This window comes from Lewinella sp. W8, assembly GCF_004375085.3.
Classification (GTDB): Bacteria; Bacteroidota; Bacteroidia; order Chitinophagales; family Saprospiraceae; genus Neolewinella.
This window is the reverse complement of record NZ_SNAQ03000030.1, coordinates 3669-22999: the sequence shown is the minus strand read 5'-3', so window position 1 is coordinate 22999 and position 19331 is coordinate 3669. Positions and strand designations below refer to the sequence as shown.

4 protein-coding genes are annotated in these 19331 nt (G+C 57.2%); 3 read left to right on the top strand and 1 reads right to left on the bottom strand.

Going from position 1 to position 19331, the window contains the following annotated elements; all coding sequences use genetic code 11:
* Positions 1 to 75 precede the first annotated feature (75 nt).
* Positions 76 to 723 carry a carboxypeptidase-like regulatory domain-containing protein gene (locus tag E1J53_RS22860; RefSeq protein WP_134273645.1) on the top strand — a complete coding sequence of 216 codons (648 nt, stop codon included), beginning with the start codon at positions 76 to 78 and terminating at the stop codon, positions 721 to 723.
* A 132-nt stretch (positions 724 to 855) separates the two neighbouring features.
* Here the strand turns inward: E1J53_RS22860 and E1J53_RS22855 are convergent, their stop codons facing one another.
* Complete coding sequence (locus tag E1J53_RS22855) at positions 856 to 3975, bottom strand: reprolysin-like metallopeptidase (protein WP_173021612.1); 3120 nt, start codon at positions 3973 to 3975, stop codon at positions 856 to 858.
* Positions 3976 to 4377: 402 nt separating this feature from the next.
* Here E1J53_RS22855 and E1J53_RS22850 point away from each other — a divergent pair, with 402 nt between their 5' ends.
* Together E1J53_RS22850 and E1J53_RS22845 are read left to right on the top strand one after the other, a co-directional pair.
* A complete protein-coding gene (locus E1J53_RS22850) occupies positions 4378 to 6204 on the top strand; it encodes an ABC transporter ATP-binding protein (protein ID WP_134273647.1) in 1827 nt (608 codons plus the stop codon).
* Positions 6205 to 6666: 462 nt separating this feature from the next.
* On the top strand, positions 6667 to 19331 hold a 12665-nt coding region (locus tag E1J53_RS22845; protein ID WP_173021611.1), incomplete at its 3' end, for an SdrD B-like domain-containing protein.

Sequence of the window (19331 nt, the reverse complement as noted above, 5' to 3'; positions counted from 1 at the left end):
TTCGTTAACTAAGCGTTCTCCATCCAACGGAAAGGGGCGAATGTGCGTCCTTTGTCCGGAATTCAGTGTTAGATTATGAAAAACGTACTTCTACTTTTTGCCCTTTTTCTCCTCAGCTTTGGCGTGAGTGCCCAGCTGGTAGACCAGAATGGAGAAGATCTGGTGCAATTTTCCGGTATGGTTCTGGATGGAACGAACGAACAATTGCAGCCCGTCCCTTACGCTACCATCCTCATCAAGAATGATGGCCGGGGAACCTACGCCAACCTGGAGGGCTTCTTCAGCATCGTCGCCCATAAGGGGGATACCATTCTCTTTAGCGCCCTCGGTTACGAAGACGTAACCTACATTATCCCCGCTGACCTGGAAGACGACAAGTACAGTATGGTACAACTGATGACCCAGGACGCGATCAACCTCCCGGAAACGGTCGTATTTCCCTGGCCCAGCCGCGACCACTTTAAACTGGAATTCCTGGCCATGGACGTCACTCCGGAATTACAAACGCGCGCCCGAGAGAACCTAAGCGCCGATAAGCTGGATCGACTGCGGGAAACCGTTCCCCGGGCAGGGGCCGAAAACGCCAGCTACTACCTGCGGCAACAGGCCGGTAAGACCTATTATATCGGCCAGCGTCCGCCAATGAATATTTTCAGCCCCGTGGCCTGGAAGCAATTCTTCGACGGTTGGAAGCGTGGGGACTTCAAAAAGAAAAGGGATTAACCCTACTTCCCGGGTTTAACCTTAAGGTACGTGCGGCGGCTTCGAAACTTCGAGGCCGCCGCACGTACTTTATAGCTTGTTTGGATTCTGGCCAAATGGAGGTCGATTACTAAAGTCCAATCAAGCACTTATTTATTTCCGCACAACCCGAACGACGGCACTGCCGCCCGCTCCGGCAACCTTGATTTGATAGACGCCCGCCGGAAGGGCTTCCAGCTCGATGGCCGCACGGCCATCCTGGATTAGCCCGGATTGTTGCCGCCGCCCCTGCGCGTCAAAGAGCTCATAGTTGGTGTATTCCCGGGCGGTGCGCAAAAAGACCCGGTCTTCGGCGGGGTTGGGAAAGACAACCGTCGCTGCGGTACCGTCGAAACTGACGCTTCGGATGGGGCTGAAGGACGTTTGCCCGTCACGATCTTCCTGCCGCAGACGGTAGTAGTAAGTGCTGGCTTCGTTGATCTCCCGATCCGTGAACCGGTATTCGGTGATTTCCTCACCGGGGAGAGCGTCGATCCAGTGAAGGTCCGCCCACTCACTCCCTTCATCATTGCGCCGCTGGAGGGTAAAGCCGAGGTGTTCGGCGTCCTGCCGAACTACCCAGTCGAGCAGTGCCGTTTTCCCCCGTTGGCTTGCCCGAAAGCTCAGCCATTCTACGGGTAGCACGGGAGCGGTGCCGAACTGAACCTTAATGAGGGCACTGACGCTCTGGCTTACGGGATCACAGTTTTCGTCAACGGCAATGATGCCCCAGTACCGGATGTCGCCATCGCTGACCGGAAGATTCGGCCCGAAGTTGATGAACGAGTTGGTGGTGGTGGCAAAGTTGAAGCCTCCCGTACCGGCGGGGTTACTGTACATGCGCCACTCGTAGGAGGTGGCGTTCGGAACGGCTTCCCAGTCAAAGAAGGCGGCCTCCGGGTCCAGGAAGCCGCAGTCCTCCGGACTGACCAGCGTCGCGGCCGCCAGGGTAGGCTTCACCACCAGGGTGTAGTTACGATCCTTGGGGGCACCGCCGTCACTGGCCCGGACGATGAAGGGGTAGGAGCCCGGAGGGATGGCGGCTACTCCGCTCAATTCCAGTGAAACCGTCACCTCGTCACCACTGCCCAGCGCGACGGGATCCATGGAAAAGGAGGGGTTAATGCCCCCGGGGAGCCCGATGGTGCTCAGGTCAACGGTACCCGTGTAGCCCTGCAGACTTTCCAGCTCCAGGCTGTACTCATCGACGATATTGGCGCCATCACAGGCAATTCCCGTATTGATCGTAGCCCGGAAATCATAATCGTTTTGTTCGATGCTGAAGTCGGCATCGCTGATGTCGAAGAAGATGTTGTCACTACAGCGGACCATGATCCGCGAATCCGTTTGCGTGATGGCGGGAACGGTAATGGCCCGGGAACCGTTGTTGGGGACCGAGGAGACGAGCACCTGGTCGAAGGTCAGGCCGCCATCGGTGGAGAGGACAATGTCTACGTTGGCGCAATTAATCCCGTTGCCGGTAGTGCCCGCCACGTTCCAGGTGACGGTCTGGGTGGAGCCGGCCTGCCATCTTTCGCCCCCGTTGGGAGAATTGACGGCATACTGGCTTCCGGTATTGACGACGCTGATGTTCATACCGTCCTGAACCGGGCAGCCGTAAACGTCGGCTCCGGCGACGTGCAGGTCCCGGAGGGTAACGACAAAGGACATATCCCGGCTAACCAGGGGGAGCACCTCCCAGTCTACGGTGCCGTTGGCCAGGTCCGACAGGCGGGGGAAGTATCGCTCCGGAGCGGGCGTTGGGGGGCGGGAGCGGAACAGGGGCGCTTCCGTTTCGTTGCCCGTGGGCAGTGCGTCCACGGCCGGACCGAGGTCAGCCTGTTCCCAGCAGTAGGTAAGGAAGTCTCCGTCCACGTCGCTGCCGGAAGCCGTCAGCACGAAGGGGGTGTTGGTGGGAATGGTGTAATCGGCGCCGGCGGAAACGGTCGGAGCCGTATTGGAGGTGGACCGGGTGGAAGCACAGCTGGCTCCGAAATTGAGTTCCAGGTAGTTGGCAATTTCGGAAATGCTTCCACCGTGATAGTAGTCGTCGGCATTAAACTGAATGTTGGCGGCCGGGCCACAGATGCCGGAATAGGCCATGATGGTGCTGCCGCCGCCCGGTTCGTAGGCCGTGGGGCCGTTACGCTGGGAGCAGTTGCCGTTGGAAGAGTTGAAGGAGTGACGCGCACCAAACTGGTGTCCGAACTCGTGGGCGAGCAAGTCAACGTAGAAGGGATCGCCAACGGGGTTGTTCAGCCCGGTGGCTCCCCGGGCCTTGAAGCCGTTCTGGCAGGTGCTGAATACGGTGGCGATTCCTCCGCCGGTGGTGGCCAGGACGTGCCCGATGTCGTAGTTGGCCGAGCCAATGACGTTGTCGCAGGTCGTTTGGTTTTCGGCGAGCAACTGAGCGAGGTCGTTGTTCGTGTAGGGGTCCGTAGACGGGTTATTGAAGACCAGTTCAATGTTACCGGCCATGTCCACCTGGTTGACGAGCGTAAGCTGGAGGGAGAGGTCCTGGCCGAATATCTGATTAACCCGGTTGATGGCCGTCATCATCTCCCCAAAGACCTCCGCATCCGTATTGCCGTGAAAGTTGGCGTATTCTCCGGTGCAGGCCAGGGCGAGTTGGTATTCCCGGAGCTGGCAATCACCGACCGACTTCGGCCGGAATCCATCGGGCATATCGGGCTGGGCGAGAATTTCTTCCGTGATGCATTCGACGGGTTCATGCGCATGGTCGGTCAGCTCCCGGGTGTAGAAACTTTGGTAGAATTGCTGGCTTCCGGGGAGGAGGGGGTTGATGTACCAATGGCCTTCCGCTCCGTTGCGGACGCTGGCGTGGAAACCGTGGGGCGTCCAGTCCACCACGATGGAAACCCAGGGGCGGTCCTGATCGTACCCCCGGGCGGTCAGCAGCTCGGGGAACATCTCCCGGACGGAGGAGTGTACCATTTGGTAGGGCGTCAGGATGAAGTTCCGGGCCCGCCCGTCTGGGTCGGGGAGGGTGAATTCCCGCGGAGTAGCGGGGGCATCCTTCCGGGGGCTAAGGCTTTCAATCAGCTGCGCTGGGTTTTCCAGCCGGTGGTAGCTGGCCCGTTCGGGGAGCAACAGGTTTTCGGAAGATTCCAACTGGGATTTGGTGGGGACGTAGGTGGTGAGGGGAACTTCCTGTGCGAGAAGTCCTTTGCTGCTGATCACCACGATCAGCGCAAACAGTAAAAAGTTTTTCATGAATCCAGTTATTAAAAGCTGAGTGCGGAAGGCCACGCGTGGAAGCCCGCCGTGGGTAGTGGGTAAGTACAGGTTTTCTAAGAAATTAAAAAATGTCGCATTTGTTCGGCGAGGGATGGACTTTAGCATTTGTGCCGCCGGGAAAAACTTGGCACCTGCGACTTCGCCAAAAACTGCTAACCCCTCGCGGATATAACCATCTGGACCGACGGGGTAGTATGCAAGAATCGCTCCTCGCCAAATGTGGGGCAACGGTCCCGAGTTCCGTACCTCGTCGGGATCGCTGTTTTTTTGAAAATGCAACGGCGTGTGGAGCGCAGCGGAATACTCGGCTCAGCCGGTACAGGTGCCGGGGACCTGAGAAAGGAGCAACTATTTTTGGTGGTGCTGCGTATTGTATCCATGGCAAAAAGAAGGGGTAAGGAGGAGGAGAAAAAATCATTCCGCGATCAACTGGGGGCGCTGCGCAATCTCCCCCCTTTTCTGAAGTTGATTTGGAGCACCAGTCCGGGACTCGCCCTTGGCAATATTCTTCTGCGGTTGCTGCAGGCGGCCCTGCCGACGGCCATCCTTTACGTCGGAAAACTGATCATCGATGAGGTACTTCTGGTGATCGAGGGTGGGGGAGACCCCAACTATTTGTGGAAGATCGTAGCCCTGGAGTTTGGCCTGGCCCTGCTCTCGGATTTACTAACCCGGGGCATTAACCTGATCGACTCGTTGCTGACGGATCTGATCGCGAACCAAACCAGCGTCGATTTGATGCGCCACGCCGCTAAATTGGACCTTTACCACTTCGAGGACGCCGAGTTTTACGATAAGATGGAGCGGGCCCGCCGGCAGACGTCGGGCCGAGCGACCTTAATGTCCCAGCTGCTGGCCCAGTTTCAGAGTATCGTTACCCTGCTGGTGCTGGGGGCCAGCGTAATTGCCTTTAATCCCTGGCTGATCCTGTTGCTCGTGCTGGCCGTGATCCCCAGTTTCATTCAGGAGAACTACTTTAACCAGCAGAAGTACAGCATCACCCGGAGCTGGACGCCCGAGCGGAGGGAACTCGATTACCTGCGCTACATCGGGGCCAGTGATACCACGGCCAAGGAGGTGAAAATTTTTGGTCTGGCCGACTTCATCACCGACCGTTTTGACCAGCTCTCCATGAAGTATTACTACGTCAACCGGGACCTCAGTATCCGGCGGGCGGGATGGGGCGCCTTCTTCAGTGCCATCGGCTCGGTAACCTACTACGGGGCCTACGTGCTGATCATCATGCAGACAATCAACGGTCAGATTACGGTGGGAACGCTGACTTTCCTAGCCGGAGCCTTCCGGCGGATGCAGGGGAGTTTACGGACGATTCTGTCGCGTTTTGCCACCATTGGGGAAAATGCGCTCTACCTGCAGGACCTGTTCGATTTCTTCAAGATTCAGCCCCGGATTGCCGACGGGCCCACCGCCGTCAGTTTTCCCGCGCCGATTCAAAAGGGGTGGGTCTTTGAGAACGTCAGCTTCCGGTATCCGGGGGCAGAGAAATACGCCATTCGTAACCTGTCCTTTGAGCTGCCGGCCGGCAGCCGCCTGGCTCTGGTGGGTGAGAACGGGGCCGGTAAAACCACGCTGGTCAAGCTGCTGGCAAGACTCTATGAACCCACCGAAGGTAGAATCCTCCTGGACGGGAAGGATTTGCGGGAGTATAAATTGTCGGAATTGCGCGATAATGTGGGGGTGATTTTTCAGGACTTTTTCCGCTACCAGTTATCCGCGAAAGAGAACATTGCCGTCGGGAGGATTGAGGATATTGGCGAGCAGGACCGCATTGAAGACAGTGCGACAAAGTCCCTGGCCGCCGAAGTCATTGCGGAACTACCGGGGGGCTACGATCAGCTGCTTGGGCGACGATTCGCCGACGCCATGGACCTCAGCGGCGGTCAGTGGCAGAAGATTGCCCTGGCCCGGGCGTACATGCGGGATGCCCAATTGCTCATTCTCGACGAACCCACCAGCGCCCTGGATGCCCGGGCGGAGTATGAAGTATTTCAGCGGTTTACGGAACTCATCGCGGGGAAGACGGCCGTGCTGATCAGCCACCGATTCTCTACGGTGAGGATGGCAGACACCATCCTTTTTCTGGAGTATGGTCGCCGCTTAGAGATGGGGAGCCACCGGTCCCTCATGGAGCTGAATGGCCGGTATGCGGAGCTGTTCCGCCTGCAGGCCCGGGGGTATCAATAAATTTTCCGTGTTTTTTTGACGGAATTCAGGACCACAGAAGCGGGGTGAAGTGCCGTGGATTTATGTTAAAATTTATATTTAAATAAATTCTTTATGTACTTGGGTTTGTAATCTGTCCCCATTTTCTACTACTTTAGTCAATGCAATTTTTTTTTGATGTGACGGCCAGATGAAGTCTGCGTCTGATTCATCAGGTATTCAGAAGGAAGTAAAGCGTATATAAAATTTCTGCAGTGGGCCCTTCGGGGTTTGGTGTTATGAAAATTATTAATATACCTTTGCGTACACGAGAGAGTATCCCTCTATTCGTAAGATTCCGAAGACCGCGTATTCATAAACACGACGTTGCCCGTTGGCAACACGCCTTTTGCCTTTATTGACGCTATGAACTGAATTTTTGTCTGACGGCGGTTGAGCCTGAAGATTTTTTTAGGAGGTTTTTCCTCCCGCTATGCAACACAAATGAACAACACAATCGGTCTTTTCAGCCACGCTGAACAACACAACACATTTGCCATGACAAGTATGGTGCTTCGCAAGCAGACCCTGGGTCTGCTATTCGCATTTGTAGTCACTACATTGCTCAGTCTTCCCGTGGGCGCCCAGGGACTACTTCAAGAAAATTCAGCCGCTGCTTCGGCGCCCCTTGAGGTGTATGAGCTTAGCGTGATGTCGGAATCCGTGGACGGTGCCCGGGATGGATACCTGGAAATTGAGTCCAGCGCCCGTCCGGGAGATCAGCTGGAATTTGTGGCGACCCTGAACGGTAAAAAGATTCAGGAGCTACTGACCGTTGATGAGGCCGGGTACGCTCGCTATCTGCGGCCCCAGAACGGTCTGTACGAGCGGTTGAGCATTCGGAAGGGCGGAAAGACCCTGCTTTTCCAGAATGAGTTGTTGGTCAACACCATGCTGAACATGATTGACCGCAGCGACCTTCCGGAAGTGTTGCCGGATAACGACCAACCCTACGTGGGCAAACCATTGACCGATGTGGAGCCCCTGAAGAATACCGGTTGCGTCAACAACAGAATCGTTAACCGCAGTTTTGAAAACGGTGCATCCCCCTGGTGGGCCTCCGGGGGTTCAGCTCTGATCGGAACTTCCGCTCAGGGTTTTTATGTGTATAGCGGAAGTTACTCCCTGGAACTTGATGCCCCGGGAACCACGGCAGGACAAACCTTTTCGGTAGACGGTGGCAGTGAGTACTGCTTTTCCATCTACGCCAAGAACCACTCAACGACCGGTACGGTGTTTATCGGTTTGGATTTCGTCAACTCTGGCGGGCAGGAACTCAGTGAGGTTACCCAGCACGTTACCCGTAACAGCGGTTACAGCCTTTACACCTTCGAGGGCGTAATTCCCAATGACGCCACGACCATTAACCTGTGGCTGTACCGGGACAACAGCACCAATAACGACTCCTGGTTTGACCTGGTGTGTTTTGAGCAGAAGGACGGGATCATCGATGGTGGTGATCCGCCGGCCGGTTTTACCGCAGACTGTGGTTCCGGTCAGATGGTGGACCTCTACGCCAGCGACGTCAACTGTAGCGCCAACCCCCAGGCCGTCGTAAACATCCCCAACAGCAGCAACGTCTACCAGGTTGTTGCTGAAGTAGTTTACAAGGGATCCAATAACCCCGGTAACTCTACCTTCGTCACGGCCAGTGACGGTAACAATTACCTGCTGGAGAAAATCACGCCAACGAACAGCGGGAACACCAGCTTCAAAATCTACCGCGGATTAATCCCGGTGAGTGCCATCAGCTCGGTGAGCCACACGGCGCTGTCCGGTCAGTGTACGAACAACAGTACCAACAACAGCGGACTACAGTCCCTGGCGATTTACGCCTTCCGGAACGTGACGACCGAAGTTGCGGGCTCTGGTGTTTTTACCGACCTGACGGGTTACAACAGCCTGGCGTCCTTTACCATTCCCATTCCCACGGATAACTTCAGCCGCGACGTGGTGCTGAAGATCCCCTTCTCCGAAATTACGCTGGACGGTCGCTACGTCCGGCTCAACGCGAAGATCAACGGCACGCTGCGTGCCACCCAGGAGTGGACCTTCGGCCCCGCCGGCGGCCCCTGCTGTATTGACATTCTGGAACTGACGGTGACCAACGTGGCCGGAAACGTTGACCAGATTACCGTGGAAGTAGATACTCGCAACGGGCAGGGCCCCGGAGGCGTCAACGGTCAGTCCTACACCATTGCCGGACTGGCGTACGTAGACGTCCAGTGTCCGGTACTGTCCAACGCCGACTACGGTGATGCACCAGCGAGCTACGGAGACATCTGCTACATCGTCGGTAACCCCGAAGTGGTCAACCGCCAAACCAAGCTGGGTAATAATATTGACGGTGAGAACGGATCACAGAGCAACAATAACGCCAACGGCGACGACAACAACGGCGTAGACGACGAAGACGGTGTGGTTTTCGTTGGTGGCACCACCCTGACCGGCGGGGGCACCAAGCAGCTCACGATCAGCTGGAGCTCCAACGACCAGGAGGGGCACATCTTCGGGTGGATCGACTGGGACCGGAACGGTACCTTCGATAGCGACGAAATCGTGGTTAATAACTTTATCGTTGGTGCGAACAACAATCGCCAGACGGGTACGCACACCTTCACGGTAAACGTACCTTCTGACATTGGATGTGGTACTTCCTACGCCCGCTTCACGATCAACAGCGACGTAAGCGAGGCTGGCCCCACGGGCTTGTTCTGTGACACCAATAATGCCGCTCAGGATGGTGAGGTAGAGGACTATAAAGTCACTCTGGAAAACACTATTGATTTAGTGTGTGAAGCCAATACTCCGGATATGGGGTGGGTGGTACTGGATAACTGCACCGTGACGGTCTGTGAAGGTGAGCACCTTACGCTATCCATTAATCCGAACGGAACCAATCCCAGCTGGACCGGCCCCAACGGCTTTACCGCAACGGGCAACGACGTTAGCCTGGGCACCATGACCCTGGCGAAGGCCGGTGATTACGTGGCGACCCTAAATGAAGGAAATGGTTGTGTTTCCAGCACCACCATCCACGTAAACGTCAACGATGCCCCCGACGTGGAGGTAAACAACGTTACGGTCTGTGAATACGAAATGGCCACCTTGTCCGCTACGGTGACTCCTCCCGGAAACTACTCCTACTTGTGGAGCAACGGAGCTACGACCTCTTCGATCACCTTTAACCGGGCGGTGCTGGCCGACGCCGGAACCTACACGGTTTCCATCACGGATAATCAAACCAACTGTACGAGCGAGGCTTCGGGAACCCTGACCGTGATCCAGAACTTCACCAGTGGTGGCGAGATCGCCGCCAACCAGGAATACTGTGAGCCCACCGATGCTGCCCCGCTGACCAGCGTAAGCATGCCCAGCGGAGGTACCGGAACGGGCCCCACGCAGTTCCTCTGGCTGCAGACTACCGGAGACTGTACGCCGCCCACCATCGATGATATGGGCGACTGGGTAGAAATTCCCGGAGCCAATGGCCCGACCTACGATCCCGGCCTGATCAGCCAGACGACCTGTTTCATTCGCTGTGCGCGTTACGCCGAATGTGATCTATACCTCGGAGAGAGTAACGTGATTACCATCACCATCCAGGAAGCCCCCGACGCCATGGTATCCGCAACGGACGCTACCTGTGGGGAGTCCAACGGCACCATCACCTTTACCTTCAGTAACCCCAACAACGGCCGGACGAACTACGAGTTCAGCTTTGACGGTGGCAACACCTACCAGTCCAGTGTTTCGGTGGATGCGGGCTCAGTGTCCTACAGTGTTGCGGCCGGGGTGTACAGCACCTTCGTTCGTTGGGGTGATGACGATTGCCCCGTTGATCTTGGCACCGTCGTGGTTAACGCCAACGAAGGCCCCGCCGTGGCCATCGTTTGTGACGACGTTCCCCAACAATCAAAATCCATCCAGAATACGGTACAGGATTGCAACACCGGTGACCTGCCCCACGTATTCTACGCGGACTGTCTCTTCCCCTCCGCCACGAACTGCAGCAACAACGCTGCGGACCTGTGGACGGTAGACGGCAGCTCCTCTTTTGAAGAATTTAATAATGGTACGGCCCGCCTGCAGATGACGGTTCGTAACCGTGACAATACATCGCTGGTGATGCAGTTCGACGTCCTCATGACGGGACGTACCCAGGCGGAACCCGCCGGAAGCCCAAAAACGGGGATCTGTGTGGGAGCCGCTACCAACGACTGGTACTACTATCCAATTCTGGCCGGTACGGTAACGGGTAGTGGTGCGTTGTCCGGACTACAACTTTCGGTAACGAATATGGGCCCCGCCCTGCAAGTCGGAACGGGCGCCAACCTGAAGGACAGCGACGCTTTTGGTCTGTCTACCTGGATGAACTATACGATCATTAGTCAGCCAGCTTCCGGCCCCCACGCCGCGGCTGGCGTTCAGTTTGACTTCAATCTCTCTCTGGACAGCAACACCCTGCCCAAGTTTGGAGAAGAGGATGACTGTGAGCCCATCTGTGAAGATGGTTCCACGACCATCACGGCCCTCGCTACCGGAGGAACCGGTACGTTGACCTATTCCTGGTCTACGGGGGAATCCACTCCGGCCATTACCGTTAGCCCTTCCACGACGACCACTTACGGCGTCACGGTGACGGACCAGAACGGTTGCTTCTCAACCGATCAAATTGAAGTTGAAGTCTTTACGAACTTCACCGACGGAGGAGAAATTGCCGGTGAGCAGGACAACTGTGGTCCCTTCGATCCCAACGCGCTGACCAGCGTGAGCCTGCCAAGCGGAGGAACGGGTAATACCGCCACCGAGTACATCTGGTTGCAGACTACGGGAGACTGTACGCCTCCCACCACCGAGGACCTGGGCGACTGGGTAGAAATTCCCGGCGCCAACGCTCCAACCTACGATCCCGGATTCCTGACGGAAACGACCTGCTTTATCCGCTGCGCACGCTACGAAGGCTGCGAACTTTACCTCGGAGAAAGCAACGTGATCACCATCACCGTTTTTGACGAAGTGTCCGTGTCCGTTCCCAATCGTACGATTTGCGAGGGCGAGGATGCGACCTTCACGGCAACGGTTGATCCGGCCGGAAACTATACCTACCTGTGGAGCAACGGGGCAACTACCCCCTCCATTACCATTTCTAACGCTACCCTCGCCGACGAAGGAAGCTACGGAGTAACCGTAACCAACGTAGACAACGGTTGTACGGCTTCAGATGCTGGCCACCTCAACGTTCGGGAAAATCCCGACGTAACGGTAAGCACGGAAAACCCCGCTTGTGGCGAAAATGACGGAAGTATCACCTTTACCTACGGTCCTCAGGATAACCGCAGCAACATTGAATTCAGCGTCAACGGCGGGAACTTTGTCACCGTTTCGGTCAACAGCTCTCCTTACGTTGTGGATGGTCTGGCTCCCGGTACTTATACCCTCGTGGTACGGTGGGGAGACAACTCCTGTCCGGTAACCCTGCCCTCCGTAACCCTGGTGGATGAGGAAGGACCGAGCGTAGAAGCCGGCAACGATGAGATGATTTGTGTTGGTGGTTCCGTAACCCTCACCGCTACGGCTCAGGGTGGAACCGGCACGATAAATTACGCTTGGAACAATGGTGCGGGCAACGGTGCTTCGGTAACGGTTAGCCCCACGACAACGACCACCTACACCGTAACGGCCACCGATGAAAACGGATGTACCGCTACGGATCAGGTTACGGTCACCGTAGTTCCTGACCCAGAAGTAACCATCACGGCTTCCGGAAACGAGGTTTGCGAAGGTGGTACGGTCACCCTGACGGCTGACCCCAGTGGAGGACTTAACTGCTCGGCGGTTGTCTGGCAATTCCGGCCCGTAGGCGGAACCTACCAAAACCTGCCCACCACCGGAAATACCCTGGTGACGGATGCGGGCCTGACGCCCGGTGATTACGAGTTCCGTGCCCGCCTGAACTGTAGCGGTACGGACTGTAATAACGATGTATCCAACGTGGTTACCCTGACGGTATTCCCCGATCCGGAAGTAACGGCCGTGATCAGCGATAACGTAATCTGCCTGGACGAAACGGCAACCCTGACCGCTACCCCCGGTGGCGGAATCAACTGTCAGGACGTGAAGTGGCAATTCCGCAACGGAACTTCCGGCAGCTGGACGAACCTGGCGACCACCGGCAACACGCTGGTCACCGATGCTGGCCTTACCGCCGGTACCTATCAGTACCGTGCCCGGCTGGTTTGCGGTGGAGTTGACTGTAATACGGCCTTCTCCGCACCCGTAACGCTGGTCGTTAAGCCGGACCCCGCCGGCACCATCGCCAGCCAGACCATCTGTGCCGGAGATGAAGCGACCCTGACGGTCGTGCCAACGGAAGGGGATGCACCCTTCACTTTTGCCTGGAGCAATGGCGGAGGAACTCAAGCCTCGGCTACCTTCAGCCCCGCTACCACCACTTCCTACGACGTGACCATCACGGACGCGAACGGTTGTGACGCCGTGGTTAGCGGCACCATTAACGTTAACCCCAATCCGGTGGCGGAAGCCGGGCCGGACCAGGAAGTCTGTGATGGTGAAAGCGTGTCCCTGACGGCCACGGCATCCGGCGGTAACGCCCCCTACACCTTCGCCTGGAGTAACGGTGACAACACCGCCACGACAACCTTCGTGCCGACTGCCAGCTCCACGACGAACCTGACCTTCACGGTCACCGTAACGGACGCCAACGGCTGTACGGACACGGACGTGGTCACGGTACGGTACAACACCCGCCCGGTCATTACGGAGGTAACTTCCACCAACCCTACCTGTGGTGACGATAACGGCACCATTACTATTTCCTTTAATGATGACCCCAATCGTTCCGCGATTGAGTTTAGCCTGGATGGAGGACTAACCTTCGAGTCCAGCGTGCCGGATAACTCCGGTTCCGTAACCTACAGCAACCTGGATGCCGGTTCCTACGATCTTCGAGTACGCTGGGGAGACGACGATTGTCCCACGGACATTGAAGACGTCGAACTAACCGACGAGAACGCCCCCGTCGCTACGGCTTCCGAAGATGTTGAAATCTGTGAGGGCAGCAGTACGACGATTTCTGCTAGCGCTACGGGAGGTACTGGTACCCTGGTGTACACCTGGATGCCCGGTAACCTGATGGGCCCCAACCAAACGGTAAGCCCCGCGGTAACGACGACCTACACCGTTACGGTTCGCGATGAGAATGGCTGTGAAGACACGGACCAGGTAATCGTAACCGTAAATGATCGTCCCACCGTCGCCGTAGACGATGTTGAAATCTGCCTTGGTGAAACCGGCGAACTAACCGCGGTACCTGCGGGAGGAACGCCTCCCTTCAGCTACGACTGGAGTAACGGAGATAGCGAAGCTTCCATTTCTGTGGAACCCACCGCTACGATGACCTTTAGCGTAGTCATTACGGACGCGAAGGGATGTACCGCCACGGCCTCCGCTACGGTAACGGTAAACCCGCTGCCCATCGGTGATGCCAGTGATGACGTCACGATCTGTTTTGGCGAGTCTACCACCATGACCATTGCTGGTCGCGAAGGAACTCCTCCTTACACGTATAGCTGGTCCACCGGAGATACGGGGACTTCCAGCACGGTGACTCCGAATACGCTTGGTACCACCAATTACTTCGTAACCACCACGGATAGCAAAGGGTGTACCGACGTTGACATTGTTATGGTGACCGTCGTGCCAAATCCCGAAGTGACCGTAGAAAATCAAGAAATTTGTAGTGGTGAAGACGCCACCCTCACCGCCGTTGGTAGTGGAGGAACTCCTGGATACACCTATCTATGGTCTACCGGAGCGACTACGGCATCCATCACGGTGAGCCCCGGAGCCACTACGGTGTACGATGTAACCATTACCGATGCGCAGGGATGTACGGGAGAGACCTCCGGTACGGTAATCGTCAACCCGCTCCCCGTAGTTGACGCGGGAGATGACGTACGCCTCTGTTTGAACGATGAGGTACAATTAACGGCCTCCGCCAGCGCCGGAACGGGCGCTTATACCTACGAATGGTCTACCGGAGCCACCACCGCCTCCATTACCGTCAGCCCCGCAGTTACCACCGACTATACCGTCGAGGTGACGGACGCTAAAGGTTGCACGGATACCGACGTGGTGAGAGTTGAAGTGCTTAGCCTGCCCGACGTTACGGAGGTGACTTCCACCAACCCCACCTGTGGTGACGATAACGGAACCATCACCATCTTCTTTAATGATGATCCCGGTCGTACGGGCATTGAATTCAGCATTGATGGTGGTCTTACCTATCCCTTCACCAGCGCGGATAATGCCGGCTCAATTACCATTGAAAACCTGGATGCGGGAAGCTACGACCTGTACGTCCGCTGGGGTAACAACGAATGCCCGATTGATCTGGAAGACGTCAACCTGGTTGATGAAAACGCTCCCGTTGTAACGGCTTCCGCTGATGTAGCCATCTGCGTGGGCAGCAGCACGACCATTTCTGCCGCGGCAACCGGAGGCACGGGAACCATCGTTTACACCTGGATGCCCGGTAACCTTACCGGAGCATCACAAAACGTTAGCCCGGCCGTCACTACTACCTATACCGTTACGGCTCGTGACGACAATGGCTGTGAAAGCACCGATGTGGTGACCGTAACCGTTAATGAGAACCCTACGGTTTCGGTCATGGATGCCGAGATTTGTCTTGGTGAAAGTGCTCAGCTTTCCGCCACGGTTGTTGGAGGTACTGCACCCTTTACCTTCGATTGGAGTAATGGCGACAGTCAGCAAAATATCTCCGTCGAGCCTACGCAAACCACCACCTACACCGTAGTGGTTACCGACGCTAATGGATGTACGGGCACCACCACCGTTACGGTGACGGTTAACCCGCTTCCGGTTGGCGATGCCAGCAACGATATTACCATCTGCCAGGGCGATGATGCAGTCCTGACCGTTCAGGGCTTCAGCGGAACGCCTCCCTACACCTTCGATTGGAGCAACGGAGATTCCGGAACTTCCTCTACGGTAATGCCTACGGAACTTGGAACCACGGAGTTCCGGGTGACCACTACCGATAGCAAAGGATGTACGGACGTTGACATCATCGCGGTAACGGTAGTCCCCAACCCTGAAGTGTCCGTAGCTCCCCAAACGATCTGTGTGGGTGAAACGGCTACGCTGGAGGCAGTGGCTTCCGGTGGCAACGGAACCTTTACGTACCTGTGGAACACCGGTGCTACTACTGCTTCCATCAGCGTATCTCCCGCCGTTACCACTACCTACAGCGTTGAGGTAACCAGCACTTACACCAGTAGCAACGGACCCGTAAGCTGTACGGCTACTACGGACGTCACGGTAACCGTCAACGAAAACCCCGTGGTGGAAATCACTACCAGCGACGAAAACGACGTGACCTGTGCTACCGAGGAAGTAATCCTCACGGCCAACGTTACGGAAGGAACCCCGAATTATTCCTACGCCTGGACGGTAGGAAACGATAATACCGTTGTTTCTACGGCGGCCACTTTAACGGTTAATCCCACCGCAACGACTACCTATACGGTAGTAGTAACGGACGCCAACGGCTGTTCTGATACCGATGACGTTACCATCACCGTTGACCCCAACGCCTGTGCTTCTTTGGGTGACTTTGTGTTCGTCGATACGGATGGAAATGGTCAGCAGGGTCTTGCTCTTCTGGAGCCCGGAGTAGAATCCGTAACCGTTAACCTCAAAGACGAGAACGGTAACATCATCGCAACTACGACGACTAACTCGAACGGATTCTATTCCTTCGATAACCTCGTTCCCGGCACCTACAGCGTGCAGTTTGAACTGCCCGCTGGCTTCACCTCATTCACTGAGGCTAACCAGGGCAACGATGCTACGGATAGCGATGCGGATCCCGGAATGAACGGTATGACGCAAACCGTAACCCTCGGTGAAGGAGAAACAAATAATACCCTGGATGCCGGTGTAATCAATACGGCGAGCCTGGGCGACTTTGTCTTCCTGGACCGCGATGCTGACGGTCAGCAGGATGCTGGTGAGCCCGGCATCGAGAACGTAACGGTTAACCTATTGCTGCTTGGATCACCAGTGGCGACCACCACCACAAATGGTGCTGGTTTCTACCAGTTCACGGACCTGATTCCTGGTCTGCCCTACGTGGTAGAATTCGTTAGCCCGGCCGGCTTTGAGTCGAGCCCCGCCAACGTAGGTGATGATGCCACGGACAGCGACGCGGACGAGACCACGGGCCAGAGCCCGGTGGTGATTCTTGCCTCCGGCGAGAACAATCCGACGATTGACGCCGGCTTCTACGAGACGGCCAGCCTCGGTGACTTCGTCTTCGAAGACGTAGACGGCGACGGCATCCAGGACGCTGGCGAGCCCGGCGTACCGAATGTGACGGTAAACCTGAAGGACGAGAACGGAAACGTAATCGCCAGCACGACGACTGCCGGTGACGGTTCCTACTCCTTCGACAACCTGGTACCCGGCGATTACAGCGTACAGTTTATCCTTCCCGGCGGCTTTGAGTACACGGACCTGAACGAAGGTGGTGACGAAGCCCTGGACAGCGATGCTGACCCCGCGATGAACGGCATGACCGAAACGGTCACGCTGGAGAGCGGTGAGAACAACGACGATCTGGATGCGGGACTCTACCGTCCGGCGAGCCTCGGTGACTTCGTCTTCGAAGACACGGACGGCGACGGCATCCAGGATGCTGGTGAGCCCGGCGTACCGAACGTGACGGTTAACCTGAAGGACGAAAACGGAAACGTAATCGCCAGCACGACGACTGCCGGTGATGGTTCCTACTCCTTCGATAACCTGGAGCCCGGCACCTACAGCGTACAGTTCGTCCTTCCCGGCGGCTATGAGTACACGGACCTGAACGAAGGTGGTGACGAAGCCCTGGACAGCGACGCAGACCCCGCGATGAACGGCATGACCGAGACGGTTACGCTGGAGAGCGGTGATAATAATGATGATCTTGACGCTGGTCTTTACCGCCCTGCGAGCCTGGGCGACTTCGTCTGGCAGGACACGGACGGTGACGGCGTACAGGATGCTGGCGAGCCCGGCATCGAAAACGTAACGGTCAACCTGCTGGATGCCGACGGCAACCAGGTTGCCACGACGACCACGGACGGCAACGGCTTCTACGAGTTCACGAACCTGGCGCCCGATACCTACCGGGTTGAGTTCGTTACTCCCGCCGGTCTGACGCCGAGTCCCGCCGATCAGGGCGGTGACGACGCGACGGACTCCGACGCCCTTGCGGGTGGCGTAACGGCCCCGATCGTACTGGAAAGCGGTGAGAACGACCCGACGATTGACGCTGGCTTCTACCAGACGGCGAGCCTGGGCGACTTTGTCTTCCTGGACCGCGATGCTGACGGTCAGCAGGATGCTGGTGAGCCCGGCATTGAGAACGTAACGGTCAATCTTTTGGTCGACGGAGCGCAGGTTGCCACGACGACCACGGACGGCAGTGGTTTCTACCAGTTCACGGACCTGACGCCCGGCGTTGAGTACGTGGTAGAATTCGTTAGCCCGGCCGGCTTTGAGTCTAGCCCCGCCAACGTAGGCGATGACGCCACGGACAGCGACGCGGACGAGACCACGGGCCAGAGCCCGGTGGTGATCCTGGCCTCCGGCGAGAACAACCCGACGATTGACGCCGGCTTCTACGAGACGGCGAGCCTCGGTGACTTCGTCTTCGAAGACACGGACGGCGACGGCATCCAGGACGCTGGCGAGCCCGGCGTACCCAATGTGACGGTTAATCTGAAGGACGAGAACGGAAACGTAATTGCCAGCACGACGACTGCGGGTGACGGTTCCTACTCCTTCGATAACCTGGTCCCCGGCGATTATAGCGTACAATTCGTCCTGCCCGGCGGCTTTGAGTACACGGACCTGAACGAAGGTGGTGACGAAGCGCTGGACAGCGATGCTGACCCGGCGATGAACGGCATGACTGAGACGGTCACGCTGGAAAGCGGCGAGAACAACGACGATCTGGATGCGGGACTTTACCGTCCGGCGAGCCTCGGTGACTTCGTCTTCGAAGACACGGATGGCGACGGCATCCAGGATGCTGGCGAGCCCGGCGTACCGAACGTGACGGTTAACCTGAAGAATGAAGCTGGTGTGGTGATCGGCATGACGACCACCGACGGCAACGGCTTCTACGAGTTCCCGAACCTTGAGCCCGGTGTTTACAGCGTACAGTTTGTCCTTCCCGGCGGCTACGAATACACGGACCTGAACGAAGGTGGTGACGAAGCGCTGGACAGCGACGCTGACCCCGCGATGAACGGCATGACCGAAACGGTGACGCTGGAAAGCGGTGATAATAATGATGATCTTGACGCTGGTCTTTACCGCCCTGCGAGCCTGGGCGACTTCGTCTGGCAGGACACGGACGGTGACGGCGTACAGGATGCTGGTGAGCCCGGCATCGAAAACGTGACGGTCAACCTGCTGGATGCCGACGGCAACCAGGTTGCCACGACGACCACGGACGGCAACGGCTTCTACGAGTTCACGAACCTTGCGCCCGATACCTACCGGGTCGAGTTCGTTACTCCGGCCGGTCTGACGCCGAGCCCCGCCGATCAGGGAGGTGACGACGCGACGGACTCCGACGCGCTTGCCGGTGGCGTAACGGCCCCGATCGTACTGGAAAGCGGTGAGAACGACCCGACGATTGACGCTGGCTTCTACCAGACGGCGAGCCTGGGCGACTTTGTCTTCCTGGACCGCGATGCTGACGGTCAGCAGGATGCTGGTGAGCCCGGCATTGAGAACGTAACGGTCAATCTTTTGGTCGACGGAGCGCAGGTTGCCACGACGACCACGGACGGCAGTGGTTTCTACCAGTTCACGGACCTGACGCCCGGCGTTGAGTACGTGGTAGAATTCGTTAGCCCGGCCGGCTTTGAGTCTAGCCCCTCCAACGTAGGTGATGACGCCACGGACAGCGACGCGGACGAGACCACGGGCCAGAGCCCGGTGGTGATCCTGGCCTCCGGCGAGAACAACCCGACGATTGACGCCGGCTTCTACGAGACGGCCAGCCT